The organism is Streptomyces sp. XM4193 (assembly GCF_023072595.1).
Classification (GTDB): domain Bacteria; phylum Actinomycetota; class Actinomycetes; order Streptomycetales; family Streptomycetaceae; genus Streptomyces.
Genome location: NZ_JALLGK010000001.1, coordinates 1084132 through 1108686 on the forward strand (window position 1 = coordinate 1084132; position 24555 = coordinate 1108686).

Consider the following 24555-nt stretch of genomic DNA (forward strand, 5'->3'; position numbering starts at 1 on the left):
GAACTGGGATTTACCGGTGGACCGAGCGGCTGGCGCACTGCTGTCGCACGGGGGTGCGGCCGGCTCGGGAGGGCTTGCGGGAGTGCGTGTCCGGCACAATTCATGGCGTGTGAATCTCCGCCGAAACTCCAGTGTGCGCGAGGTGCGGCAGGTGCTGGTGTGGCTTATTCGTCAAGGGTTCGCCGCCGAGTAGCGGAATCTTGCGTTCCGCAAATGGCAGTTAGTTGCCGCCTTGATTCACGAGGCTGTGCAGATATCCCCGGCGGTGTGGTAAATGCCCTCGCGCAAATCACTTCGCGCGGCCCGCCTTTGCCGACACGAAACGACGTACACCGGATTGTTGAAAGGGGAACGTGACGGGGCTGCCGGCCTGCCCCGACGGGCCCGTCGCACGAGTCGGCGGGAGGGCTGACCGACAGGGCTGACCGACAGGGTCGATCGACGGGGCCGACCGACGGACGGGTTCGCGGCGCGTCGTGCCCCGGGCGGTGCACTCCGCCCGGGGCCGGTGGCGCGGTGGCTGCCAGTGGGCGTACGGCTGTCAGCGGGGCGTACGGCGCAGTGTGCGCCGGGTGGTGACCAGGGCGGCGGCGACCGCGACCAGCAGGGTGGCCGCCACGACCCCCGTCACCGCCGGAAGATTCAGCCGCAGGCCGATCCCGACGCCGGTGAGCTGGGAGAGGCCGGAGGCCATGCCGAGCAGCGGCGGCACGGCCACCGCGATCCCGAGCATCCCTCCCACGCCGACGACCAGGGCGGTCTCGGCGGCGGCTGTGCGCAGCAGTTGGCGTCCGGTGCCCCCGGTCGCGCGCAGCACCGCCAGATCTCGGCGGCGGCTGTGCGCCGCGGCGGCCGTGCCGTTGGCCACCGCGATCGCGCTGTACCCGACGGCGACCGCGACCAGCAACCACGCCAGGCTCTCGGTGAGTTCGGCGTCGACGCGGTAGTCCTCCAGCGCGAACCGGACCGCGTCGTGCACGGCGGTACCGGGGTGTGCCGACGCCGGCGCGTGCGCGACCGGTACGAACAGGTCGTCGGTGAGCGCCGCCGGATCGTGCTCGCGCACCAGCGAGCGCGCGACGACGAAGTCACCGCGGGCCGGGTCGTCGGGCAGTACCTCGGCGACCCGCAGCACCACGGTGCGCCCGTCCGCGAACCGCACCGGAGCCCGGTCGCCGGCGCGGAGCCCGAGGTCGTCGGCCGTGCGGGCGCCCAGTACGGCGCTGCCCGGCGCGTTCCAGCGCGGGTCGCGGGAGCCGATCACGTCCACGACGGTCTGCTCGGCCGCGCCGCCGGCCGTGACGAAGGCGCGGGTCGGGACCGCCGCCTTGCCGACCGGGTGTGCCTCGACCACCTCCTCGGTGTTTCCGGGGGTTCCGTCGGGCACCACGATCACCCGGCCCGCGAGCTTCAGCGCCTCGCCGGCCGGGTACGCGACCCGCATCGTCTCCACCGCACCGGTCAGCAGCACCGCGAAGCCGACCGCGGCGATCACCGGCGCCGCCAGCGCGGCGGCCCGGCCCGGGTGGGCGGTCAACTCCCCGCGCACCAGCAGGGGTTGGGCGCCGCGGGAACGGGCGAGCGGCCGGGTCAGGGCGCGGGCGAGCGGTCCCACCACCACCGGCGCCAGCAGCGCGGCCGCCACGATCAGCACCATGGTCGCCGAGAGCGCCGCGTTCACCCGGTCGTCGGCGCCGGTGACGGCGGTGGCCGCGGTGAGGGCGCCGCCGCCGGCGAGCGCGACCAGACCGCAGACCGTACGCGCCCGGCTCAGCGGCCTGTTCGCGCCGCGGGTGGGCAGCATCGCCTCCAGCGGGGCGACCCGCGCCGCCTGCCGCGCCGCCGTCCAGGCCCCGAGCACGCACACCGCGACACCGATCCCGGCGGCCGTCAGCAGCGGCCACGCCGACACCCGCAGGGCCAGGTCCGGGGCGGCGACTCCCAGCCGGCGCAGGACGGAGAGCAGCAGCGGTGCGCCCGCGAGCCCCACCGGCACCCCGACCGCCGAACCCGCCACCGCCAGCAGCGCGGCCTCGCCGAGGATCATGCGGCGAATCCGGCCGGGGGAGGCGCCCAGCGCGCGCAGCAGTCCCAGTTCGCGGCGGCGCAGACCGGTGGCGAGCGCCAAGGTGGCGGCGACCGTGAACACCGTGGTGAACAGCGCCAACAGAGCCATCGCGCCCAGCAGTTGGGCACCCAGGAACCGTTTGTGCGCGAGATGGGCCGGCTGGGCGGCGGACCGCCCGTCACCGACGACGACGGTGCCGGTGCCGTCGAGCACCGGCTCGGCAGCGGCGGCCAGCTCCGCGCCGGAGACACCGTCGGCGGCGGTCAGCCCGATTGCCCGTACGCCCGGCTGCTGCCCGGCGGCGAAGGTCTCGGTGAACCAGTAGCCCGGCCCGTCGAGCGTGCCCACCACCGTGAAGTCCCGCCTGCCCTCGGAGAGGTTGACGGTCAGCTTCGTACCGGCGGCGACGCCGAGCGCGCGGTCGACCACCACCTCCCGGTCCGCACTCGGTGCCCGTCCCTCGACGACGCGATACGGGGCGAGGCCGGCGGCGGCGAAGCCGTGTCCGGCCTCCAGCGCGCCCTCGTCCTCGACCGGACGTCCCCCGAGGAACGCCTGGGCGTAGAAGGAGCGGTCCGCCACCGCCGTGCCGACCTCCTCCAGTGCGGCCAACTCCCGTACCAGCGCGGCCGATTCGGCCCGGCCCCACGGAATGCGGTCGCGTGCCCGGCCGTCGGTGTCGGCGGCCTGCCGCGGCAGGGCGAGCGCGGTGGTGTCCGCGTAGCGGTCCGGCACCCGCGGCAGCGAGGAGTCGTGGACGACCAGCGTCGCGGTGATCAGCCCGACGCCGACCAGCACGGCGAGGAAGGCGGCGACGAAGGCACGGCGGTGCTCGCGGAGGTTGGCGAGAGCGAGCATCACGACTCCAGCCGGGTCGTACGGGCGGCGATCACGGACGCCCGCTCGGCCAGGGACCGCGGGTGCGTGGCACCGGGGTCCGGGGAAGAGGCCCCCTTGAGGTGGCCGTTGCCGCTGCCGCTGTCGTGATTGCCGCTGTCCTGATTGCCGCTGTCCTGATTGCCGCTGTCCTGATTGCCGCTGTCCTGATTGCCGCTGTCGTCGTCCGGTCCGCGGCCGAGGTCGAGGCGGTCGACGATCCGGCCGTCCTTGAGGAAGACCACGACATCGGCGCCGGCCGCGGCCACCGGATCGTGTGTGACCATCAGCGTCGTCCCGCCGCGGGCGTCGACCAACATCCGCATCAGCCGCAGGACTTCGGCGGAGGTCGCAGTGTCCAGCGCACCGGTCGGCTCGTCGGCGAACAGCACGTCCGGCCGGCTGACCAGCGCGCGGGCCAGCGCCACCCGCGGCTGCTGGCCGCCGGAGAGCTGACTGGGACGGTGGTGTGCGCGGTCGGCCAGACCCACGGCCTCCAGGGCCTCGGCGACCCGGTCGCGGCCCACCCGCCGCCCGCCGAACCGCGAGGGCAGTACGACGTTCTCCGCCGCGGTCAGCGACTCGACCAGGTTGAACGCCTGGAAGACGAAGCCGACACGTTCCCGCCGCAGCCGGGTGCGCGCGTTCTCGTCGAGGCCGCCGATGTCCGTGCCGGCCAGTACGACGCGTCCGGCGGTCGGCCGGTCCAGGCCCGCCGCGCACTGGAGCAGCGTCGACTTGCCCGAGCCGGAGGGGCCCATGATGGCGGTGAACGTGCCGCGGGCGAACCCGATCGACACGTCGTCGAGCGCGGTCACGGCACGGGCGCCGCTGCCGTGCACCACCCGTACCCCGTCGAGTCGTACGGCGTGGGGCGGGCCGGCCTCCGCGGCGTCGGTGGCGTCGCGGCCGGCGTCGGTGGCGCGGGGGCCGTCGGTGGGTGCGGCGTCGGTGGGTGCGGGCGGTCCTCCCGGTGGAGGGGAGCGGTGGCCGGAGTGCGGCGCGGGGCCGGTGGGCGTCGTGGGAACCATGCCGCAGAGTCCACCGCCCGACCGGCCCCGGACGCACTGGCGCCCGTGCCACCTTCGAAGGTGGAGCCTGCTCTACTTCGCCCGGGCGGCAGCGCCGGTAGCGTCCCGACCATGCGCCCCCGGACCGCCTGGCAGGCGATGGCCCTGCACCCGCTCAGCTTTCTGACCTCCGCCTGGCCCTGGCGGTCGCTCGCGTACCTGGTCGGCGGGGTGCTGGTCGGCGCGGTCGCCGCGCTGGTGTTCGCCGCCGGGCTGGTGGCCGGCGTGGTGCTGCTGGTCGTCCTGGTCGGCATCGCGCCGCTGGTCGGTGTGGTGCTGTCGTCGGTGACGGTGGCCGCCGTCGAACGGCGCCGGCTGCGGCTGGTCGACCTCGACGCGCTGCCCGACCCGCACCGTGCACCGCCGGCACCCGGACTGCGGGCGTGGGCGGCGACCCGGCTCAGGGAACAGGTGACGTGGCGGGAGCTGCTCTTCACGCTGCTGTCGGTGGCCGCGCTGTGGTGGCTGGACCTGCTGGTGCTGGCGTTCTCGTTGGGCCTGCCGGTGCTGCTCTTCGCCTCCACGGACTCCCAGACCTGGCCGTGGACGGTCTTCGGGGCGATCGTGCTGCTGGCCTCGCCGTACACCGTCACCTCCTGGGCGGGCGCGCGGGCGGCGTTCGCCCGGACCTTCCTGGCGCCGCGCGACGCCGAACTCGGCGAGGCACTGCGGGAGGTACGGGCCTCGCGGGCACGGCTGATCGACTCCTTCGACGCCGAACGCGTCCGGATCGAACGGGATCTGCACGACGGCGTCCAGCAGCATCTGGTGTCGCTGGGAGTGACGCTGGGCCTGATGCGCCTCGACGCCCCCGACGACTCCCCGCTCGCCGCCGGGCTCGACGAGGCCGAACGCCGGCTGGCCGCCACCCACGCCGAGTTGCGTTCGCTGGTCCGCGGCCTGCATCCGCCGGTGCTCACCGACCACGGACTCGCCGCCGCCGTCGAGGACTTCGCGACCCGCTTCCCCCTGCCGGTCGACGTCGACCTCGTGCTTCCCCGGCGGATGCCCCGCCCCCTGGAGACCGGCGCGTACTACCTGATCAACGAGGCGCTGACCAACGTCGCCCGGCACAGCGGCGCCAACCGCGCCTGGGTGCACGGCCGTTGCCGCAGCGATCTGCTGGTGCTGGAGATCGGCGACGACGGAGGCGGCGGTGCGGACCCCGACGCGGGCACCGGCCTGACCGGCCTCGCCGACCGGCTCACCGCACTGGAGGGCAGAATGCGCCTGTCCAGCCCGGTCGGTGGCCCGACCCTCGTCCATGTGGAGATCCCGTGTCGCTGCGCGTAGTCGTCGCCGAGGACGCCGTACTCCTGCGAGAGGGCCTGGTGGAGCTGCTGCGGCGGTTCGGCCACCGGGTGGTCGCCGCGGTGGGCGACGCGCAGTCGCTGGTGACGGCGGTGACCGTCGAGCGGCCCGACCTGCTGATCACCGACGTACGGATGCCGCCGGGCGACGCCGACGACGGACTGCGGGCGGCGGTCGGCCTGCGACTGAGTAGTCCGGGGCTGCCGGTGCTGGTGCTCAGCCAGTACGTCGAACGCTCGTACGCGACGCGGCTGTTGGACACCGGAGGCGGCGCCGGGGTGGGCTACCAGCTCAAGGAGCGCATCGCCGCGGTCGCCGACTTCCGCACCGCGGTCGAGCAGGTCGCGGCCGGGGGCACCGTGGTGGACCCCGAGGTGATCAACCAGCTGCTCCGCCGCCGGCACGACCCGCTGGAGCGGCTCACCGCCCGCGAACGGGAGGTGCTCGGGCTGATGGCGCAGGGCCTGTCCAACACCAACCTGGCGGCCCGGCTCTTCATCAGCGAGGCGGCGGTGAACAAGCACATCGGGAACATCTTCACCAAGCTCGACCTGCCCGTGGACACCGACGGCCACCGCCGGGTCCTCGCCGTACTGGCCTTCCTCCGCGCCTGAGCGCCCGGGCGCCTGCCTGGTCGGGCGCGCCCCGGTCCCTGCCCGCCCGGGTGCCCGGTGCGTCTGCGCGTACGGCGGTTCGCGAGTGCTCAGTGCTTCGCGAGTGCTCAGTGCTTCGCGAGTGCGCTGCGTTCGCGGGGCGGCCCTGCGGGTGGCGAACGGGGCTGCCCCGCCGGGCCGTCGGGCCGGCCCTCGGCGGAGGCGGCGTTCCCGGGTCAGTGCATGAGGGCGTCGTCGGCGGTGGACTGCCAGTAGGTGACGGTGAGGGAGCTGTCGATGTGGACGCCGCCCTTCGGCAGCCGGACGTTCGTCATCCCGTCCTTCTGGAAGCCGACCTCAAGGGTGGTGGCGCGGTAGCCGTGGTCGCCGCTGCCGTCCGCGGCGGAGAGGCGGATTGCCGCGTACCCCTTCGCGCCCGGCGCGAGGGTGACCACTGCCTGCGGCTTGCTGGACTCGATGGGCGGCGGCACGGACTGCGCGCCGGTGAACTTCAGATACGGGTAGTTCTTCAGGTCGCAGTCGGTGCTGCCGGTGTTGGTGACGGTGAGCAGCATGGTGTTGACCGGCCGGGAGACCTCGGCCGCCCGGACCGAGGTGTTCTCCACAGTGCAGTCGGTGCGTGCGCCGCCGTTCTCCCGGGCCGGGCCGTCGGAGGCGTTCTCCTTCTGCCCGTTGGGCGCCTTGCCCGCGTTCGAGCCGTCCTGGTCGCCGTCGGTGTTCTCGGCGCTCTCGGTGTTCTCGTCGGCAGAGCCCTCGGCACTGGTGGACGGGCCGGGGATGTTCGAGCTGCGCAGCGGCTCGTCCTCACCGCACGCGGTGAGTGCCAGCGCGGCGATTACGACGGTGATGGCGGCCGGAAGCTTGGCGATGCGCATGGGGCACCTTTCGCGTTGGTGGAGGCGTCTTGTGGAACGGGGCACTCCGCCCGGCCCGTACCGGGAAGCGAGCGGCGTGCTTGGATGACCGAAGCCTGTACCGCGGGTCGTTCCAACTTCCAGCAACTGCCGTGAGGTTGGGACGCTGGAACGCTTGTACCGGCTCTGACCAGGGGGAATACGGGTGGGCTGGAACGGCCTGCTGGGACGGAGGCATGCGTGGGGGCAGAGGAGTTCACCCGTCGGCTGGGGGAGCTGAAGGAGCGCTCGGGACTGAGCTACGGGGCGTTGGCCAAGCGGCTGCACATGAGCACGTCCACCGTGCACCGGTATGTGAACGGTGGTGCGGTGCCGCAGGAGTTCGCGCCGGTCGAGCGACTGGCGCGGGTGTGCAGGGCGACGCCGGAGGAGGTGGTGGAGCTCCACCGGCTGTGGATCCTCGCCGACGCCGCGCGCGGACGGGCGGGCTCCGAGGGAACGGCGCCGGCACCTGAACCGACCCGCGGCGACCCGAAGCCGGGCGCCACTTCGGCGGACAGCGCCTCGTCGGGCAGCGCCTCGTCGGGCAGCGCCTCGTCGGGCAGCGCCTCGCCGGGCAACGCCTCGTCGGGCAGCGCCTCCGGTACCGCCGGCAGCTCCGGCCCCTCGGCCCCGGCGGCGCAGACCTCGGACGGGAAGAGCGCCGAGGCCCCGGTGGGTCCGGCTGCCGGGGGAGCAGCGCAGGTCGCGTCGTCGGCGGATCGCGGGGAGCCCGGGAAACCGGCAGGGAGCCGGGAGGGGGCGCCGCCGGCCGGTGCCGCCGCGACCGGCACCGGCGCCTCGGTTCCGGACGGAGATGTACCGGACGGAGATGTTCCGGACGGCTCCGCTCCGGACGGGGAGCTCGACGTGGTGGGCGACGCCCCCGCCGGCTCGACAACAGGTCCGCGGGACCGACGGCGGGCGCGCAGAAGGCGGTTGGCGCTCGGCTGCGGGGCGGCGACCGTGGTGGGCGCGCTGGTGCTCGGCCTCGCCTGGGTCGGTGGGGACACGGGCGGCGGCTCCGAGGACACGTCCGGGGCCGCGGCGGGTGGCAGTGGCGCGCAGCGCCCCTCCGACCAGCGGACGGACGACAGCGCGAAGAAACCCGGTGGCGAGCAGAGCGAGGACGAGCCGTCGAAGCAGCCCGAGGACGGGCCCGACGAGTCGCAGCAGTCGCAGCCGGGCGACGGGAACGCCGACCGGCCCGACGCCGGCGGGGTGCCGGTCACCGCACGGGTGCGCCCGTACGTGTACGAGACCCCCTGCTCACAGCACTTTCTGGTCGACCGCGAACCGCAGCAACTGCCCAAGCCGCCCGACGAGTCGGGAGCGCCCTCCTGGGTCACGGCCTTCGGGGCGGTCCCGGCGGAGCAGCAGCTGGTGGAGGTGACGCTCCAGGGCACGGGGGAGCAGACGGTGGTGCTGGAGGCCGCTCGGGTGCGGGTCGCCGGGGCCCGGGCGCCGCTCGCCTGGAACGAGTACGCGACCGGCATCGGTTGCGGCGGGGAGGTGCGCACCCGGGCGTTCTCGGTGGATCTGGACTCGGCCCGCCCCGAGCCCGTACCCGCCAACGGGCAGCGGGACTTCCCGTACAAGGTGAGCGAGTCGGACCCCGAGGTCTTCCTCTTCAAGGCGGATGTCCAGAAGCAGGACGTCAGCTGGTACCTGGAGCTGGAGTGGTCCAGCGGCGGGCGGCACGGGGTGCTGCGGGTGGACGCGGCGGGCAAGCCGTTCCGCACCAGCGGCACCGGCGGGAAGACGGAGTACCGGTGGCCGCCCGGCTACGAGGACGGCTGGCAGCCCGCCCCCGACTACTGACCGCGCCTCCCCCCCCCGGGGCCCTCCAGCGGCCGGGCTCGGGCGGCCCGGCGCGGCTCCGGGTGGGTGGTCCGGGCGGGGTCCGGCACGGCGCGGATCGGCCGGGGTCGGGCGGTCAAGTGGCGGCGGTTCTCCGGTCGTCCGTCGTCCGGTCTGTCCGGCCTGGACGGCCGACCGGACAAGCGGACGGGCGGTCGGCAGTCGGGCGGTCAGTCGGCGTGCTCGGGCCAGCGTTCGGTGCCGAGGCGGATCAGCCGGTGGCGGTCGCGTGCGGTGGCGGCGACCTTCTCCGCGTCCGGGCCCTCGCCCAACTCGGCGGTGAGGAAGGCCGATCCGGTCTGCACCATCTGCTCCACCAGCATCCCTGCGAGCATCTCCCGGTCGTGGTCGTTCCAGGTGCTGAACCCGGGGTCCTCGGCCAGCGCCTCCGCGGTCTCCGCCACGAACCGGTCGAAGTGCGAGGCGATCGCCAGCCGCACGGCCCGTACACCGCTGTGGCGTTCGCGCATGACGAAGCGGATGTGGGCGGGGTGCTCGCGCACGTAGTCGCGGACCAGCCGCACCGTCCGGTCCATGCGCTCCGTCTGCTCGACGGGCGCGTCCAGCACGGTGCGCACCAGGGTGTGCAGGCTGTCCAGCGCTTCCTCGACCAGCGCCACCCCGAGGTCGGGGATGTCGCGGAAGTGCCGGTAGAAGGCGGCCGGTGTGATCTCCACGGCGCGGGTGACCTCGCGGAGCCCGAGGCTGGAGATGTTCTGGTCCTCCAGCAGGCCGAGTGCCGCGTCGAGCATGGCCTGCCGGGTTCTCTGCTTCTGGGCCTCGCGGGACCCGGGTGTAGTGCGGCTCACAGGAAATGAGTAAACACTTGTTTGCCAATCCGTACCAGTCGAGAGTAGGGTCGTCTCAGTAAACAGTTGTATTACGACCGTTTACTGAGAACGGGAGGGTTCGACGCCCGCGTCGTCGCCGAGGCTCACAGGTGCCGAAGGGTGAACGGCCCGTATGCCCTGCCCCGGCTTTCGCCGTCGCCGAACCGGCGCCGCGCGGCAGCGGGAGGGCGGCAGCGACCGCCGCGGCCGGACCGGCCGCGCCCATCGACCGGAGAGGAAGCCCACCATGCTTTTCCCGACCGACTTCTGGTTCACCTTCGCCCTTGTCGTGGCCGCCGGGCTGATCGGCACGATCGTCGCCGCCGCTGTCGCGGGCCGGCTCCAGTCTGGCCCGCGACGCCGGACCACCGCGCAGGCCGCGCGGTCGGAATCCGAGCAGTCCGCCGTGGGTCGCACCGCTGCCGCGCGGTCGGTCGCTGTCCGGTACGCGCCGCACGAGCCTCGCCGCGCCGACCGGACGGAGCAGGTCAAGGCGATCTGACGCCGCCTGCCGGCGCTCCGGGCCCGCCCCGACTCCGTGAGAACGGTGGGGTGGGCCCGCTCCTGTCCGTCCGTGGATCGTCAAGGCGACTCCGACGAGGGTGAGTTGGGCGTCGCGTGGCCGGACGAGCCGTGCGGAGTGGCAGCACTTGTCGGTGCTGTCGGTGCGGCGGGCGCGGGGGGCCCGCGGTGCCGCTGCCGCCGAGGCCGATGATCAGCAGCAGACCGAGAAAGAGCCCTGCCGCGCCGAGCCCGCCCGCCGTGCGCACGGGAGTGCCGGTGCGACGGAGGTGGGAGCGGACCGGGCGCCCGTTGCGCAGGTGGGCGCGGACGCGCACGGCCCGCTCCTCCTCGTGCGGCGGCGGACCCGGCGTGCCCCACGGGGCGGGCGAGGGCGATCTCCAGCGCCGGGCACGGGAGAGGGTGCCGAGTGGGTCCGGTGGATCGGCCCGCGGACGGCGGCGCGGACGGGGGAGGCCGGCCCCGCCGAACTGCCGCGGCCGGCGGTGGTGCGGCCGGACATAAGTGCCGTCCCGACGGCGGTGCCCGCGTACGTACGTCATCGGCGCGTTCTCCCGGAGAGGTGGGCGGCCCGGAGTTCGGGGGCCTGGGAGAGACGCTACGCAACGCCACTGACAATCGGTCGCCCGGCAACTACCCACCGTGGTGCGTGAGTTGCGAGTGGGGAGCAGGTGATCGAGAGAGGCGGGAGTGGCGGGAGAAACCGTCGTCACCGCCGCCGCCCGGGTGGGCCGGGCGACGGCGGTGACGGGGCCCGGCTGATCGGGCGCGATCGGGCGCGGCCGGGTGTGGCCTCGACGGGGCCTCAGCTCCAGGCGGAGGCGCGCCATTCGGCCTCGAGGAGCGCGTAGTGCAGCTCGGAGCCCCAGACGCCCTTGAAGATCTCGGACTCCACGAAGTGCGCCTCGCGGCGCATCCCCAGGCGCTCCATCAGACGGTAGGAGGCTTCGTTGCGCGCGTCGCAGCGGCCGATGATCCGGTGCAGCCCGAGGGATTCGAAGCCCAGGCGCAGCATCTCCACCGCCGCCTCCGTCGCGTAACCGCTGCCGTGGTGGGCGGGGTTCATCACGTACCCGAACTCGCCCTGGCGGTGCTGCTCGCTGAGCCAGGTGAGCAGCACGTAACCGATGGCGGTGCCGTCCAGGTCGACGGCGAGCAGCAGGGTGTCGCCCTCCTTGCGGAGTGCGGTCAGCTCCCGGCGCTCGGCGAGGGTCCGCGCGTTGTCCTCGGGGGTGCGCGGCTCGTTGTAGAGGTAGCGCGCGACCTCGGGGTGGGACTCGAACTCCAGCATGGCCGTCTCGTCCGTCGCGGCGAAGGGGCGGAGCTGAAGGCGCTCGGTCCTGAGGGGGGTGGTTATCTCCAGCATCTGGGGTGGTCTCTCCGGTTGTCCGTGGTGGTCGGGCGTTCGGGCGTTCGGGCGTTCGGGTGGGCGGTTCGGCGGCAGGGAGGGCCGGCTGGTCGGCGGGTGCGGATGTCGCTCAGGCTGCCGGGTCCGGGTCCGGGTCCGGGTGCAGGGCGAACACCCTTGCCGGGAAGCCGGATCCGCCGAGTGGCTTGGGCCAGGAGGCGACGGCCAGCGCGCCGCACTCCGGCACCAGGTGGAGGTTGGTCAGCAGCTCGATCTGCCACCGGTCCCGGCCCAGGACGTAGCGCTCCAGGTCCAGGTCGCCGGCCGAGGTGGCGCGCCCCGGATCGGTGTCGGTCTGCTCGTGCCCCACGGCGGCGACCCCGACCGTCTCGACGAGGTGCCGGAGCACTTCCGCCGACCAGCCGGGCGTGTGGGAGACGCCGTCGGCGTCCCGGTTGGCCATCGCCTCGGGGTCGGGCCAGCGACTGCTCCAGTCGGTCCGCAGCGCGACGAGACTTCCGCGCGGCACAGGGCCGTTGCGCCGCTCCCAGGCGGCGACGTCCTCGAGGGTGGGCACCGCGTCGGGGTCGGCCGCGACCCGCTCGCTGATGTCGAGCACCACGAGCGGGAGGATCATCTCGGTCACCGGGATCCGGTCCAGCGTCCGCCCGCCGACGGCGAAGTGCGAGGGCGGGTCCACATGGGTGCCCCACTGTCCCACCAGGGAGTAGCGGTGCGTGGTGAACGGGTCGCCGCGCTCCATGTCGAAGGCGGTGGTGCGCTCCTCGTCGGTGAAGCCGGTGAAGTGCGGCTGCCCGGGACGGAAGGCGTGGGTGAGGTCGGTGAACCGCGTGCCGGCGGTCAACCGCCGGTGCAGCGCCCACAGTTCGGGCTCGGGGTGCTCGGTGCGCTCGTCCAAGGCGATGCTCTGCTTTCGGCGGGTCGGCGGGTCGGCGGGTCGGCGGGTCGGCCGGTGCGTTCCGGCCGGGGCGGCGGGTGCGGTGGCTCAACTGTCCCGCGCCGCCCGTGCGGACGGTACGGCGCGCGCAGCCGCTTCACCGCGGGCGACACGGCTGCGGCCCTCCCGGCCGCCGCGCCGGAGCGGCGCACACTCCGCACGACTCGTACACGCCGTACACCCGTGCACCCCGTACCTCCGTACGTCTCTGTCCGACCGCCTGCCGGAACTCTCGTCGCCGGCGCGGGAAGCGCGCCGCACTACCGGCCGGTGCGGCCGTTGTCGACCTCCGGTGAGAGTGTGTCGGGGCGGGGGTGTTCGCGCCAACGAGTTTCCGGCCGGCGCGGGCCTGCTCCGGCCGGCTCGGGCGCGGCTCCGGCCGGCTCGGGCGCGGTGCTGGGCGGGCCTCGGGCCGGTCAGTCGAGGCGCCGTGCCCCGGCCGCCGCGGTCGCGGTGAAGGTGCGGGGTGCGCGGTGCCCTGCCGCGGCGAACGCCTCCGTCACCGCCGCGGTGACGCCGGCCGTACGCTCCTGGGGGACCAGGGCGATCACCGAGCCGCCGAAGCCGGCGCCGGTCATCCGGGCGCCGAGCGCGCCCGCTTCGACGGCGATGCGTACCGCGAGGTCGGTTTCCGGGCAGGAGACGCGGTAGTCGTCGCGCAGCGAGTGGTGGCCCTCGGTGAGCACCGGGCCGAGAGCGGCGGCGTCACCGGCGTCCAGCGCCGCTGCCGCGTCCGCCACCCGGGCGTTCTCGGTGACCACGTGGCGGACCAACGGGCCCAGTTCCGCCGGGAGTCGGTCGAGTGCTCCGGTCAGCTCCGGCACGGTCAGATCGCGCAGGGCGGCGAGCCCGAGCAGCCGGGCGGCGCGTTCGCAGCCGCTGCGGAGTGCGGCGTACGCGCCGTCCGCGAGCTCGTGCCGGACCCGGGTGTCGACGACCAGCAGCCGCAGACCGTGCCGGTCGAGGTCCAGGCGCACCTGGCGCTGGGCGAGGGATCGGGTGTCCAGCAGCAGCGCATGGCCCGACTGCGCGCACATGGAGGCGAGTTGGTCCATGATTCCGCAGGGGACGCCGACGAAGTCGTTCTCGGCGCGCTGGGCCACCAGCGCCAACCTGGTGTCGTCCAGGTCGAGTTGCCAGAGGTCGCGGAAGGCCGCGGCGGTGGCGCACTCCAGCGCGGCGGAGGAGGAGAGGCCGGCGCCCGCGGGCACGTCGCTCTCGAAGTACAGATCCGCGCCGCCGACCCGGTGCCCCTCGGCGGCGAGCGTCCACACCACGCCCGCCGGGTACCGGGCCCAGCCGGTGACGCCGTCGGGACGCAGTTCGGCGACCTTCAGCTCGACGGTCCGGCCGTCGCCGTGGGCGCTGTGCAGTCGCAGCAGGCCGTCGTCCCGGCGTCGGGCGGTTGCGCGCACGGTCTGCGGCAGCGCGAACGGCATCACGAACCCGTCGTTGTAGTCGGTGTGTTCACCGATCAGGTTCACCCTGCCGGGGGCGGCCCAGGTGCCGGCCGGTGCCGTGCCGTACGTGGCCCTGAAACCGCTCATGGGGCGCCCCGCTCTCTCTCGTTCCCGCTGTGGTCCGGGCCCTGCCGCGGACGCGCGTCCGCGGCAGGGCCCGGACCGTCGTCCGTACCGTTCCCCGCGCCCGGCCGAGTGTCGCCCGGCAGCGCGGCCCGGTCGGCGGCGGCGCGGCGGCGAAGGGTGAACTCCCAGGCGGTGGCGACTATTTCGTCCAGTCCGGTGTGCTCCGGCCGCCAGCCCAGGCGCTGTTGGGCCAGGTCGGCGGAGGCGACCAGTTGGGCCGGATCGCCCGCTCGGCGCGGCGCTCCGACGACCGGGACCGCACGGCCGGTGACCCGGCGCACCGCCTCGATCACCTCCAGGACGGAGAAACCGTTGCCGTTGCCCAGGTTGCAGATCAGATGCTCGCCGGGCACCGCGGCGTCCAGCGCGAGCAGATGGGCGCGGGCGAGGTCGGCGACGTGCAGGTAGTCGCGGACACAGGTGCCGTCCGGGGTCGACCAGTCCTCGCCGTACACCGCGATGTGCTCCCGCTCGCCGAGCGCGGCACCGAGCACCAGCGGGATCAGATGCGACTCCGGCTCGTGGCGTTCGCCCCAACTGCCGTACGCGCCAGCCACGTTGAAGTAGCGCAGGCTCACCGCGGCGAGCCCGTGGGCGGCCGCCTCGCCGGTCAGCAGATGGTCGACCGCGAGCTTGGTCGCACCGTAGGGACTGGTCGGCGCGGTACGGGCGTCCTCGCGGATCGGTGTCCGCTCCGGCTCCCCGTACACCGCGGCGGTGGAGGAGAAGACCAGCCTGCGCACGCCGGCCGCGCGCATCGCGGAGACCAGCTCCAGGGAGCCCGCGACGTTGTTGCGCCAGTACTTCTCGGGGTCGGCGACCGACTCCCCGACCTGTGAGGAAGCGGCGAAGTGCAGCACGCCGTCGACGGGCGGCGCGGAGCGGTCGGACAGCAGCCGTGCGGCCGTGTCCTGCACCCGGCCCGCCACGAACTCGGCGCCCGGCGGCACCGCGTCGGCGAAACCGGTGGACAGATCGTCGAGCACCGTGACGCGGTGCCCGGCCTCCAGCAGATGTGCCGCGACGACGCTGCCGACATAGCCCGCGCCGCCGGTGACCAGGAAGTGCGAGGTGCTCACGAGGCCACCTCCCGCAGCCGCTCGGCGGCGGCCTCGGGGGCGACATCGCCGATGAACGCCTCCATGCCGGACTCCGTCCCCGCGAGGTGTTTCAGCTTGTCGGCGGTGCGTCGGATCGTGAACAGCTGGAGGTGCAGGCCGAATTGCCCGCCGTGCCCGCGAGGAGCCTGGTGCCAGGCGGAGATGTACGGCGTGGGAGACGGCCGGTCCGGGCTCTCGGGAGTGAGGAAGAGCCGGTCGAACCGGCGCAGCAACTCCAGGTAGAGAGAGGGGAGTTCGGCCCGCTCCAGCTCGCTGAGCGCCGTCAGGTCCGGCACCCGCCGGCGCGGACGCAGATGCACCTCGTACGGCCATCGTGCCGCGTACGGGACGTGGGCGACCCAGTGCTCGCCGGACGCCACCACCCGTACGGGGTCGGCGAGTTCGGCGGCCAGCACGTCGTCGAAGAGGTTGCGCCCGGTCTCCCGCAGATGCTCCTCGGCCCGGCGCAGCATCTTGGCGGTGCGCGGCGTCACATAGGGGAAGGCGTAGATCTGGCCGTGCGGATGGCCGAGGGTGACGCCGATGTCGGCGCCGCGGTTCTCGAAGCAGTAGACCTGCTCGACCTCGGGCCGTGCGGAGAGCTCGGCGGTGCGGTCGGTCCAGGCGTCCAGCACCAGACGGGCCTGCGACTCGTCGAGGTCGGCGAAAGAGAGCCGGTGGTCGGAGGTGAAGCAGACGACCTCGCAGCGGCCGGTGTCGCCGGAGAGCGAGGGAAAGCGGTTCTCGAAGACGGCGACTTGGTAGTCCTCGGCCGGGATCTCGGTCTGCCGGCCCTCCCGCGAGGGGCAGAGCGGACACTGGTCGGCCGGCGGGTGGTACGTACGGCCCTGCCGGTGCGCGGCCAGCGCCACCGGGTCGCCGGTGAGCGGATCCCGGCGGATCTGCGAGCCGGTGTGCACCGGGGGCAGCGGACGCGGGTCTGCGGGCGGTCTGCGGGGTGTCTCGCCGCTGTCGTAGTAGATCAGCTCGCGGCCGTCCGCGAGTCGCGTTCTGGTCCTCACCGTTCCCCGCCTGACTGTCGGCCGTCCGGAGCGCCGCATCTCGGGCGCACCGCATTCGACATAATCAAACAACTTCCGATGTGAATCAACAGGCGGATCTGGGTGGATCGCTGTGAACTGCGGCTTCGCTGTGTGATTCTGAGGTGCGTCGGTCGCGCGGGCGGCGCGGTCGAGAGGCGCCGGGAGGGTCCGGGCGCCCCGGCGCGGCGGGAGTGGAGCATGGCGGATCAGGGACACGGGCTGCTGGCCCGGCAGCGGCGCGGGCTCATCCTGGAGGCGGTGCGCCGCGACGGCGCCGTGCGCGTGGCCGAGCTCGTCGACCGGCTCGGCGTCTCGGACATGACCGTGCGCCGCGATCTGGACGCGCTCGCCCGCAGCGGCGAGGTGGAGAAGGTGCACGGCGGTGCGGTCGCCTCTCGCGGACGCAGCGCGGAGGAGCCCGGCTTCGAGGCCAAGTCGGGCCGTGAGTCCGCCGCCAAGGCGGCCGTCGCCGAAGCGGCGGCGGCACTGGTCGAGCCCGGCAGTGTGGTGGCGATCGGTGCGGGCACCACCGCGCACGCCGTCGCCGGCCGGCTGCTGTCCGTACCGGATCTGACCGTGCTCACCAACTCCCTTCCGGTGGCGGATCTGTTGCGCGCCGCCGCGGCCGAACGGGGTGCGGCGGCCCCCGGGCTGCTGCTCACCGGCGGTACACCGACCAGGTCCGCGGCGCTGGTCGGCCCGTTGGCGGATCTGGTGATCGGTTCGCTCCACGTCGATCTGCTCTTCCTCGGGGCGCACGGGGTCTGCCCGGTCGCCGGCTGCACCAGCCCGAATCTGGCCGAGGCGCAGACCAACCGTGCTTTTGTGGCGGCCGCCCGCCGGGTGGCGATCACCGCCGACCACACCAAGTGGGGGGTGGTCGCGCTGAGCGGTTTCGCGGCGCTCGGCGAGGTCGACTGGTTCGTGACCGACGACGGTCTGCCCGACGCGGACGCCGAACTGCTCGCCGAGTCGGTCGGTGAGCTGATTCTCGCGCCGCGCGTCGGCGCAGGTGGGCGAGGGCGGCCGGCCGAGCAGAGGCCGTGACGACGGGTTTGGCCTAGCGTGTAGGTCAAATGTCCCGTTCTGAGGAGAATTGCCGTGGGTGAAGGTGCGATGGACAAGCTGATGGGCAAGGCCAAGGAGATGGCCGGGAAGCTCGGTGGCGGCGAGCGCAAGAAGGGCGAGGGCCAGGCCGACCAGCTCAAGGGCAGAGCGAAGGACTCCCTGGGTGACGCCAAGGAGCGCATGAACGGGATGAAGGACTCTCTGAAGGACCGGAAGAAGGGCAACTGACCTTCCGGCGAACGGAGTCGGGCATCCGGCCGGGCCCGCCCGGACCGGTGCGGAGTCGGTGGCGGGCCGCGCGGAACGTTCGCGCGGCCCGCCACCGAGGTGTGCGGGACACGGTGGACAGGGGCAGCCGTGCGGCGGTCCGTCGGCGGACGGGTGGGCGGGCGCGGTGGCGGCGGGTCGGTCGCCGGAGCGGCGGCGGGTGCGTGCGGGTCAGTCGCCGGATCGGTGGTCGTAGGTGAGCGGGGTGCCCCCGCTGCCGACCAGTTCGCGCCGCAGCTCGCGGTCCGGGCCGCTGCCGGAGAGGGTGAGGCGGCTCCACTCGCCCGGCGAGCAGGAACCCGATCTGCGGGCGGTCACCTCGGACTCGTTCAACTCCAGCGGTGGCCCGGCCGAACGGAGCGTCGCCGTCCAGGTGCAGTCGTGGTCGGGGCCGTGACCGTGCAGGGAGGCCACCGTGTCGCCGACCTCGCCGCTCCTGATGGTCAGGACGCGGATGTTGGTGCCGCCGCCCGGATTGTCGAAGGTGGCGCGCCAGGTGCCGAGGTACTCCCCGGGCACCGCGCCCGCCGTGTCGTCGCCGCCGCTCGCCCCGGGCACGCCCGAGGAGGCTTCGGGGTCGTCCGAACCGGCGTCGGAGCCCTCGGTCGTGTCGGCATCGGTGCCGGTGTCGGCTCCGGGGGACGCCCCGCCGTCGCGGCCCTCGCTCGAACTCTTTCCGTCGCTGCGGTCGTCGGCGTCGGAGCCGTTCCGCAGCAGTTGGCCGACCAGCGCCCCCGCCAGCAGCAGCACCACCACCGCGAGCACGACGAGCCATCTGTGTGCGCCGCTGCCGCGCCCGGGCGCCGCCGCGTGCGGGTACGGCTGAGGCGCGAGTGCGCCCGGCCCCTGACCCGGCCACCCGCCGCCGTGGACGGCCGGGACGGGCTGACCGCCGTGGACGGGGTGGGCGTACGACGGTGTCGGCGCCGTCGGGCCGGTCGGCGGCGGGAAGGGAACGGGTACGGGCGGCGCGGGCGGGGGAGCGGCGGACGGGTGGCTGTGGGACGGACGGGTGTCGGCCTGCCCGTCGGCTCCCTCCGGTGCGGAACTCCCCTCCTGCGACGCCGCGTTGTGTGTCACCGGCTCGGATGCGGCGTCCGCGGGCTGCGGGGGCGCGGACGGCAGGGGCGCGGTCTCCACGGGCGCGGTGTCCGCAGGTGCGGTGTCCGGGACGGCGGCGGCAGTGGTCGGGGCGGATTCGTCGGCGTACTCGTGGTTGAGCAACTCCACCGCGTGCCGGGCCAGTTCGGCGGTCAGCGCGCCGGGCAGCCAGGTGTCGGCGACGCGGCCCGCCCGTACCGCCGCCGATGCGTCCGTGCGCTCCAGGATCGCGGTGAGCGTCGGCCGCCGCGCGGGGTCCTTGCGCAGGCATTCGGTCACCAACTCGACCAGAGGCTCCGGCAGTTCGTCGAGGTCGGGCTCCTCCTCGGCGATCCGGAACATCAAGGCGTGCTGACCGCTGTCCGGACTGCCGAACGGCAGCCGCCCGGTGGCGGCGAAGGTGAGCACCGAACCCAGTGAGAAGACGTCGCAGGCGGGGGTCAGCCGCTCGCCGCGCACCTGCTCGGGCGACATGAACCCCGGCGAGCCGATCACCGCGCCGGTCGAGGTCAGCCCGCCGTCGGTGACGTTCTCCAGTGCGCGGGCGATGCCGAAGTCGATGACACGGGGGCCGTCGATGGTGAGCAGCACATTGGACGGCTTCAGATCGCGGTGGATGAGTCCGGCGGCGTGGATGTCCCGCAGCGCGTGCCCCAGACCGGCGGCCAGCACCCGCACCGAGTGCTCCGGAAGCGGTCCGTGGCCTCGGGCGACGACCCGGTGCAGCGAGGGGCCTGCGACGTATCCGGTGGCCACCCAGGGGACGGCCGCCTCGGTGTCCGCGTCGAGGACCGGAGCCGTCCAGTGGCCGCCCACCCGCTGCGCGGCCAGCACCTCCTGGCGGAAACGGCGCCGGAACTCGTCCAGTTCTGCCAGCTCGGGACGCACCAGCTTCACGGCGACGGTGCGCCCGCGCGCGGAACGCGCCAGATAGACCTCGCCCATGCCGCCGGCACCGAGCCGGCCCAACAGGTGGTATCCGCCGATGCGTTGAGGATCGCCCGGTTCCAGCTGCTCCATTTTCGGCCCCCGCCCCCGTAACGGCCGCGTCCCGCAGCCGTGTTCCGAGGATAGTGCCGGCGGACGCACCGGCGCCGCTGTGCCGGGGAGGTGGCCGCGGTCCCGCCGGAGACCCCAACCCGACGCGTTCGTACGGGCGTTCGGCCCGCGCCCGGTCAGGAGTCGGAATCGTCCTCCCGCTGCGCCCGGTTGAACTCCTCGACGTTGCGCTCGTGTTCGGCGTGGTCGGAGGTGAAGCGCGTGTCGCCGGGACGGACGGTGACGAAGTACAGCCAGTCGCCCTTCGGAGGCTTCGCGACCGCCCGCAGCGCGTCGGGGCCGGGGTTGCCGATGGGCGTCGGCGGCAGCCCGCGCCGCTGGTAGGTGTTGTACGGACTGTCGATACGGGTGTCGCCGTGGCTGGTGTCCAGACTGCTGCGCTTGAGCGCGTAGTTGAGGGTGGAGTCCATCTGGAGCGCCATGTCCTGATCGAGCCTGTTGTGCACGACCCTGGCGACCCTGCCCATGTCCTCGGGGGTGTCCGCCTCGGCCTGGACGATGCTGGCGAGAGCGACCGTCTCGTAGACGCTCAGCCCCGAACGTTCGGCCGCCTCGCCGAGCCCGCTCTCCGCGAAGGTGCTGTTCGCGGTGTTGACCATGAAGGACAGCAGCGACCGTGCACCGCTGTCCTCGGCGACGGGATAGGTGGCCGGGAAGAGGTACCCCTCAGGATTGCCGTCCGCCTCGGCGGGCAGCTTCAGCTCCGATTTCCGGGCGGCCCGCTCGGTGCTGCCCCGGTCCAGGCCGAGCGCCTTGTCGCCGGCCGCGTAGACCTGGCTCGCGCGCCAGCCCTCGGGAACGGTCAGGCGCTCCTCGCGCGGAGCCGGATCGCGGTCCCGGGTGACCAGCTGCGTCACGATCAGTACGGCGAGCAGGATCAGCACACACAGCAGCGCCGCCCGGATCAGCCATCTCTTGCTCATGCCGAGCACGCTAGGCCCGCCGCGCGGTAGGCGCCCCCGCGCGGACCCTGACGGGTGGAGCCGGGGCCCCGGGAAAAGCCGGCCGACAGGGGGAGCCGGCGCGCGGGCGCCGGCCGGCGGCCGGGGCTCAGCGGGTCGCCAGCACCACCTTGCCCAGGGTGCCGCGGGACTGGAGCGCCCGATGCGCCCGGGCCGCCCCGGCGAGCGGGAAGTGATGAATCAGCGGGGCGAACGTGCCGTCGGCCAGTAGCCGCATCGCCCGGTCCTCCAGCACCCGCAGGTTCTCGATGCCCCCGATCCGCGCGAACATCGGCTCCCCGAGCACGGACTGGGAGGTGATCCCGCGGTCCGCCGCCTCCGCCTCGGAGAGGCTGACCCCGCCGATCGGGTCGAATCCGGTCGAGGCGTAGCCGTAGCCGAGGTGGCTGCCGCCGACGTCCAGCAGTTCCACGGCCGTACGGGCGAGGGTGCCGCCCACCCCCTCCAGCAGATGGGTGGCCGGCCTGCTGCCCAGCTGCCCGGTGATCCGCTCCTCCCAGCGCGGCTCGGTGTAGTCCACGGCGAGGTCCGCGCCCAGACCGCGTACGGCCTCGACCTTCGCCGGCCCGCCCGCGGCCCCGACGACGTACGCGCCCCGGCTCTTCGCGTACTGCACCAGCAGCGAGCCGATCCCGCCCGCCGCCGCCAGCACGATCACGGTGTCGGCGGGGCCGAGCTCCGTGAACTGGGCGATGCCCATCGCCGTGCGCCCGGTGCCGACCATCGCCAGGGCGTGCTCCTCCTGGACGTGGTCGGGGAGCGCGTGCAGCCGCTCCGCGCCGGTGACCGCGAGCTCTGCGTAGCCGCCCCCGGGCACCATGCCCAGATGAGCGGCGACGCGTCGGCCCAGCCAGGAGGGATCGACCCCGTCGCCGACCGACTCCACCGTGCCGGCCACCTCCCGCCCCGGGATCGCGGGGAGCGCCGTGGGCTTCGGAGCGGGGCCGAGGCGAAGCCCCTCGCGCAGGGCGGTGTCGACCAGGTGCACACCGGCGACGGTGACCGCGATCCGTACCTGTCCCGCGGCCGGCACCGGGGCGGGCACCCGCTCGACGCTCAGGTTCTCCGGAGGGCCGAACTCGTGCAGTCGTACGGCGCGCATCGTCGTCCGGGAGGGGGTCGTACCGCCGGTGCGGGGTTGGTCGGCCCGGTCGTCGGGGTGAGTGGGGGCGGTTCGGTCGGCGGGGCGGGCGTGGCTCATCTCGGGCTCCTTGTGGCGCGGTGCGGTGAGTCCTGCGGTCGTGGGGCGGGGCCGGTGGCTCCGATCCGGGCCCCAGCCTGCAAGTTGAAGTGAAGTTCAAGTCAAGGTGCGGGTGCGGGTGTTCACCGCCCGATCGCGCAGCCGTCGACCCCCGGGGCGCGACCCGGGACCGGCTGTCAGTGGCGGGGTGCACCATGTCGGAATGACCGCGAAGATCTGCAAGCCGCCGTTCTCTCCCGACGCCGTGCTGCCCGCGCTGGAGGAGTTCTCCGGAAGCGGCCTGGAGCCGGAGGGCGACTACGACGCCCTGGAGTTCTCCGGCGTCGACCTTGCGGGGGAGGACGGGCGAGGAGCCCGGTTCCTGGAGTGCGCGCTGCGCGAAGTGAGCCTGGACGAAGCCCTGTTGAAGAACGCCCGGTTTCTCTCCGGTGTGTGGGAGAGAGTGCGCGGAGTCGGCGTTCAGCTCGCGGGGGCGCAGCTGCGGGACGTCGAGCTCCTCGAGGCGCGGCTCGGCGGAGTGCAGCTGCACGGAGCGGTGCTGGAGCGGGTGCGGGTGGTGGGCGGCAAGTTCGACTACCTCAACCTGCGCCAGGCCAAGCTGCGGGACGTCTCCTTCGAGGGGTGCGTGCTCGTCGAGCCCGACCTCGCGGGCGCGGAGCTCCAGCGGGTGAGCTTCCACGACTGCGAGCTCCGGCAGGCCAACCTCGCGCAGGCGACGCTGAGAGACGTCGACTTCCGGGGAGCGGCCCGGCTGGAGATCTCCGACGGTTTCGACCGCCTGGCGGGCGCGGTCGTCACCCCCGGCCAACTGCTGGACCTCGCGCCCGCCCTGGCCGCCCGACTCGGGCTGGTCGTGGCACCTCGGTAGCCCGGCACGGGCCGACGGCGGGAGGGGTCAGACCCTCGGGAAGCGTCCGAGCAGGTCCCAGATCGCGGGGTTGTCGCCCAGGCCCTCGTGCAGATCGGTCAGGTCGGCGACCAGATCGTGCAGAAAGTCCCTGGCCTCGCGCCGCAGCGCGGTGTGGTTCAGGTTCAGCGGCGGCTCCTCGCGCGGCTGCCAGTCCGCGCCGACCTCCACCCAGCCGAACCGCCGCCGGAAGTGGAGGCGTTCGGCGGACTCGGTGAGATCCAGCTCCGCGGTCTGCACGCCGGCGGCTCTGCTGCCGAGCGGGTCGCGGTCGAGCTGCTCGACGACGTCGCACAGCGCCCAGGCGAAGTCCAGCACGGGCACCCAGCCACGGGAGGTGGACAGTTCGCGGTCGGTGGAGACGTCGGCCAGATAGACGTCGCCGCAGAAGAGGTCGTACCGCAGCATCCGTGTGTCCGCCTGCCGGTAGTCGGTCTGCGGCGGGTCCGGGTAGCGGCGGGAGAGGGAGTAGCCGAGGTCGATCACCGGGCGATCGTACGCACCCGGCGGCGGCGATCCGGCCCTGCCCGGGGTGCTCGGCCCGCGAACCCAGGTGCGGCCCGCCGCTCGCCGTGCCCGGTCCGGCGCGACCGGACTGCCCGTGCCGCCGCCGGCACGTAGGGGCGGACAAGGAGAAGAGGGGGCTCCGACCGCAGCCGGAACCCCCTCTTCAGCGCCGTGCGCCGGCGCGAGGCGTGACTCAGACGTTGACGCCGAAGTCCTGGGCGATGCCCACGAGGCCGGAGGCGTAGCCCTGGCCGATGGCGCGGAACTTCCACTCGGCGCCGTTGCGGTACATCTCGCCGAAGACCATGGCGGTCTCGGTGGCGGCGTCCTCGCTCAGGTCGTAACGGGCGATCTCCGCCTCGCCGGCCTGGTTGAGCACGCGGATGTAGGCGTTGCGCACCTGGCCGAAGTTCTGGCTGCGGGACTCGGCCTCGTAGATGGAGACCGGGAAGACGATCTTGTCGACCTCGGCCGGCAGCAGCGAGAGGTCGATCTTGATCTGCTCGTCGTCGCCGTCGCCCTCGCCCGTGACGTTGTCACCGGTGTGGGTGATCGCCTGCTCCGGCGAGACCTTGTTGTTGAAGAAGATGAAGTGCTGGTCGGAGAAGACCTTGCCGGCCGCGTTGACAGCGATGGCGCTGGCGTCGAGGTCGAAGTCAGTGCCGGTCGTCGTCCGGACGTCCCAGCCCAGGCCGACGGTGACCGCGGTGAGGCCCGGGGCCTCCTTGGTGAGCGATACGTTGCCGCCCTTGGACAGGCTCACAGCCATGGGAAAAGTCCCTCTCTTGTCGATCCGTGCATCGGCGTCCGTGCTGCCGACGACGGTACATTCACTGAGTCCAACGCCTGTGCCGTATGCGCTGGTTCCTGCCCACGCCCAAGAAGTCGGCGAAAAACCCGGACACTTGGCCGGAGTCCGCTCTCGGTTAAGGGGATGCGCGGCCGCGTGGCGGGCGCAATCATGGACACATGTCCGGTCCCTACTTCATCCGTGGCTCCGTCGCGCTTCCCGAGTCCGAGCTCTCCTGGCGTTTCAGCAGGTCCTCCGGACCGGGCGGCCAGCACGTCAACACCTCGGACAGCCGCGCCGAGGTGCTCTTCGACCTCGCGGGCACCGAGGCGCTGCCGCAGGTGTGGAAGGAACGTGCGCTGGAGCGGCTGTCCGGCCGGCTGACCGACGGCGTGCTCGCGGTGAGGTCCGGAGAGCACCGTTCGCAGTGGCGCAACCGGGAGGCGGCGTGCGTACGGATGGCCGCGCTGCTCGCGGAGGCCACGGCGCCTCCGCCGCCGCAGCGCCGGGCGCGCAAGACCCCGCGCGGGCTCGTGGAGCGCCGCCTGCGGAACAAGAAGCACCGCGCCGACATCAAGCGCGGCCGGTCCGGTCGCGACTGGGGCTAGCGCCGG

General features: G+C 73.6%; 22 protein-coding genes. 8 read left to right on the top strand and 14 right to left on the bottom strand.

Annotated elements, in window-relative coordinates:
• Positions 1-541 precede the first annotated feature (541 nt).
• Together MTQ01_RS04500 and MTQ01_RS25130 are read right to left on the bottom strand one after the other, a co-directional pair.
• Positions 542-2926 carry an FtsX-like permease family protein gene (locus MTQ01_RS04500; RefSeq protein WP_247486953.1) on the bottom strand — a complete coding sequence of 795 codons (2385 nt, stop codon included), beginning with the start codon at positions 2924-2926 and terminating at the stop codon, positions 542-544.
• The gene (locus MTQ01_RS25130) at positions 2926-3762 is read right to left on the bottom strand and encodes an ABC transporter ATP-binding protein (RefSeq protein ID WP_374207636.1); all 837 of its coding nucleotides are present in this window, start codon (positions 3760-3762) and stop codon (positions 2926-2928) included. The genes MTQ01_RS04500 and MTQ01_RS25130 overlap by 1 nt, the downstream gene beginning before the upstream one ends.
• Positions 3763-4086: 324 nt before the next feature.
• Between MTQ01_RS25130 and MTQ01_RS04510 the strand changes: the two genes are divergently transcribed.
• Positions 4087-5307: a sensor histidine kinase gene (locus MTQ01_RS04510; protein WP_247486954.1), complete on the top strand. Its 1221-nt coding sequence runs from the start codon at positions 4087-4089 to the stop codon at positions 5305-5307.
• Positions 5292-5939, top strand: coding sequence for a response regulator transcription factor (locus tag MTQ01_RS04515; protein ID WP_247486955.1), 648 nt, complete (start codon positions 5292-5294; stop codon positions 5937-5939). Before MTQ01_RS04510 ends, MTQ01_RS04515 begins: the two co-directional genes overlap by 16 nt.
• A 215-nt stretch (positions 5940-6154) precedes the next feature.
• Here the strand turns inward: MTQ01_RS04515 and MTQ01_RS04520 are convergent, their stop codons facing one another.
• Complete coding sequence (locus MTQ01_RS04520; protein ID WP_247486956.1) at positions 6155-6814, bottom strand: DUF4232 domain-containing protein; 660 nt, start codon at positions 6812-6814, stop codon at positions 6155-6157.
• A gap of 219 nt (positions 6815-7033) precedes the next feature.
• Here MTQ01_RS04520 and MTQ01_RS04525 point away from each other — a divergent pair, with 219 nt between their 5' ends.
• Entirely contained in the window at positions 7034-8653 is a 1620-nt protein-coding gene (locus MTQ01_RS04525) for a helix-turn-helix transcriptional regulator (RefSeq protein WP_247486957.1), read from the top strand.
• Positions 8654-8862: 209 nt separating this feature from the next.
• Here MTQ01_RS04525 and MTQ01_RS04530 read toward each other — a convergent pair whose 3' ends face one another.
• Positions 8863-9501 (bottom strand): TetR family transcriptional regulator, encoded by a 639-nt coding sequence (locus tag MTQ01_RS04530; protein WP_247486958.1) that lies wholly within the window; start codon positions 9499-9501, stop codon positions 8863-8865.
• 268 nt (positions 9502-9769) lie between these two features.
• Here MTQ01_RS04530 and MTQ01_RS04535 point away from each other — a divergent pair, with 268 nt between their 5' ends.
• Entirely contained in the window at positions 9770-10024 is a 255-nt protein-coding gene (locus tag MTQ01_RS04535) for a hypothetical protein (RefSeq protein WP_247486959.1), read from the top strand.
• A gap of 825 nt (positions 10025-10849) precedes the next feature.
• On the opposite strand, the gene MTQ01_RS04540 is transcribed toward MTQ01_RS04535, so the two are convergent.
• From MTQ01_RS04540 to galT, 5 genes are all read right to left on the bottom strand, one after another.
• The gene (locus MTQ01_RS04540; RefSeq protein ID WP_247486960.1) at positions 10850-11410 is read right to left on the bottom strand and encodes a GNAT family N-acetyltransferase; all 561 of its coding nucleotides are present in this window, start codon (positions 11408-11410) and stop codon (positions 10850-10852) included.
• A 112-nt stretch (positions 11411-11522) separates the two neighbouring features.
• Positions 11523-12311 carry a cyclase family protein gene (locus MTQ01_RS04545; protein WP_247486961.1) on the bottom strand — a complete coding sequence of 263 codons (789 nt, stop codon included), beginning with the start codon at positions 12309-12311 and terminating at the stop codon, positions 11523-11525.
• Between the two features lie 455 nt (positions 12312-12766).
• The gene (galK, locus tag MTQ01_RS04550) at positions 12767-13897 is read right to left on the bottom strand and encodes a galactokinase (protein WP_247486962.1); all 1131 of its coding nucleotides are present in this window, start codon (positions 13895-13897) and stop codon (positions 12767-12769) included.
• Positions 13894-15015, bottom strand: coding sequence for a UDP-glucose 4-epimerase GalE (gene galE, locus MTQ01_RS04555; protein WP_247486963.1), 1122 nt, complete (start codon positions 15013-15015; stop codon positions 13894-13896). Before galE ends, galK begins: the two co-directional genes overlap by 4 nt.
• Positions 15012-16058, bottom strand: coding sequence for a galactose-1-phosphate uridylyltransferase (galT, locus tag MTQ01_RS04560; protein ID WP_374207600.1), 1047 nt, complete (start codon positions 16056-16058; stop codon positions 15012-15014). The genes galE and galT overlap by 4 nt, the downstream gene beginning before the upstream one ends.
• Positions 16059-16277: 219 nt before the next feature.
• On the opposite strand from galT, the gene MTQ01_RS04565 reads away from it, so the two are divergent.
• Both MTQ01_RS04565 and MTQ01_RS04570 read left to right on the top strand, forming a co-directional pair.
• Positions 16278-17126 (top strand): DeoR/GlpR family DNA-binding transcription regulator, encoded by an 849-nt coding sequence (locus MTQ01_RS04565; protein ID WP_247486964.1) that lies wholly within the window; start codon positions 16278-16280, stop codon positions 17124-17126.
• Positions 17127-17180: 54 nt separating this feature from the next.
• Positions 17181-17375, top strand: coding sequence for a CsbD family protein (locus MTQ01_RS04570; RefSeq protein WP_247486965.1), 195 nt, complete (start codon positions 17181-17183; stop codon positions 17373-17375).
• Positions 17376-17585: 210 nt separating this feature from the next.
• Here the strand turns inward: MTQ01_RS04570 and MTQ01_RS04575 are convergent, their stop codons facing one another.
• The 3 genes from MTQ01_RS04575 to MTQ01_RS04585 all read right to left on the bottom strand — a co-directional run bounded on the left by MTQ01_RS04575 (position 17586) and on the right by MTQ01_RS04585 (position 21638).
• Complete coding sequence (locus MTQ01_RS04575) at positions 17586-19535, bottom strand: serine/threonine-protein kinase (protein ID WP_247486966.1); 1950 nt, start codon at positions 19533-19535, stop codon at positions 17586-17588.
• Between the two features lie 155 nt (positions 19536-19690).
• Entirely contained in the window at positions 19691-20497 is an 807-nt protein-coding gene (gene mltG / locus MTQ01_RS04580; protein WP_247486967.1) for an endolytic transglycosylase MltG, read from the bottom strand.
• Between the two features lie 127 nt (positions 20498-20624).
• Positions 20625-21638 carry a zinc-binding dehydrogenase gene (locus MTQ01_RS04585; protein ID WP_247487736.1) on the bottom strand — a complete coding sequence of 338 codons (1014 nt, stop codon included), beginning with the start codon at positions 21636-21638 and terminating at the stop codon, positions 20625-20627.
• Between the two features lie 301 nt (positions 21639-21939).
• Between MTQ01_RS04585 and MTQ01_RS04590 the strand changes: the two genes are divergently transcribed.
• Positions 21940-22605, top strand: a complete 666-nt coding sequence (locus tag MTQ01_RS04590; protein WP_247486968.1) for a pentapeptide repeat-containing protein — start codon at positions 21940-21942, stop codon at positions 22603-22605.
• Between the two features lie 27 nt (positions 22606-22632).
• Here the strand turns inward: MTQ01_RS04590 and MTQ01_RS04595 are convergent, their stop codons facing one another.
• Both MTQ01_RS04595 and MTQ01_RS04600 read right to left on the bottom strand, forming a co-directional pair.
• On the bottom strand, positions 22633-23130 hold the full coding sequence (locus MTQ01_RS04595) for a hypothetical protein (RefSeq protein ID WP_247486969.1): 498 nt from the start codon (positions 23128-23130) through the stop codon (positions 22633-22635).
• Between the two features lie 214 nt (positions 23131-23344).
• Entirely contained in the window at positions 23345-23920 is a 576-nt protein-coding gene (locus MTQ01_RS04600) for a TerD family protein (protein ID WP_247486970.1), read from the bottom strand.
• Between the two features lie 200 nt (positions 23921-24120).
• On the opposite strand from MTQ01_RS04600, the gene arfB reads away from it, so the two are divergent.
• The gene (gene arfB / locus MTQ01_RS04605; RefSeq protein WP_247486971.1) at positions 24121-24549 is read left to right on the top strand and encodes an alternative ribosome rescue aminoacyl-tRNA hydrolase ArfB; all 429 of its coding nucleotides are present in this window, start codon (positions 24121-24123) and stop codon (positions 24547-24549) included.
• The last annotated feature ends 6 nt before the right edge of the window (positions 24550-24555 follow it).

Coding starts and splice junctions, on each gene's coding strand:
- arfB (WP_247486971.1), top strand. CDS start 24,121: ATGTCCGGTCCCTACTTCATCCGTGGCTCCGTCGCGCTTCCCGAGTCC.
- MTQ01_RS04540 (WP_247486960.1), bottom strand. CDS start 11,410: ATGCTGGAGATAACCACCCCCCTCAGGACCGAGCGCCTTCAGCTCCGC.
- mltG (WP_247486967.1), bottom strand. CDS start 20,497: ATGAGCAAGAGATGGCTGATCCGGGCGGCGCTGCTGTGTGTGCTGATC.
- MTQ01_RS04565 (WP_247486964.1), top strand. CDS start 16,278: ATGGCGGATCAGGGACACGGGCTGCTGGCCCGGCAGCGGCGCGGGCTC.
- MTQ01_RS04575 (WP_247486966.1), bottom strand. CDS start 19,535: ATGGAGCAGCTGGAACCGGGCGATCCTCAACGCATCGGCGGATACCAC.
- galK (WP_247486962.1), bottom strand. CDS start 13,897: ATGAGCGGTTTCAGGGCCACGTACGGCACGGCACCGGCCGGCACCTGG.
- MTQ01_RS04590 (WP_247486968.1), top strand. CDS start 21,940: ATGACCGCGAAGATCTGCAAGCCGCCGTTCTCTCCCGACGCCGTGCTG.
- MTQ01_RS04535 (WP_247486959.1), top strand. CDS start 9,770: ATGCTTTTCCCGACCGACTTCTGGTTCACCTTCGCCCTTGTCGTGGCC.
- MTQ01_RS04520 (WP_247486956.1), bottom strand. CDS start 6,814: ATGCGCATCGCCAAGCTTCCGGCCGCCATCACCGTCGTAATCGCCGCG.
- MTQ01_RS04500 (WP_247486953.1), bottom strand. CDS start 2,926: ATGCTCGCTCTCGCCAACCTCCGCGAGCACCGCCGTGCCTTCGTCGCC.
- MTQ01_RS04600 (WP_247486970.1), bottom strand. CDS start 23,920: ATGGCTGTGAGCCTGTCCAAGGGCGGCAACGTATCGCTCACCAAGGAG.
- MTQ01_RS04510 (WP_247486954.1), top strand. CDS start 4,087: ATGCGCCCCCGGACCGCCTGGCAGGCGATGGCCCTGCACCCGCTCAGC.
- MTQ01_RS04585 (WP_247487736.1), bottom strand. CDS start 21,638: ATGCGCGCCGTACGACTGCACGAGTTCGGCCCTCCGGAGAACCTGAGC.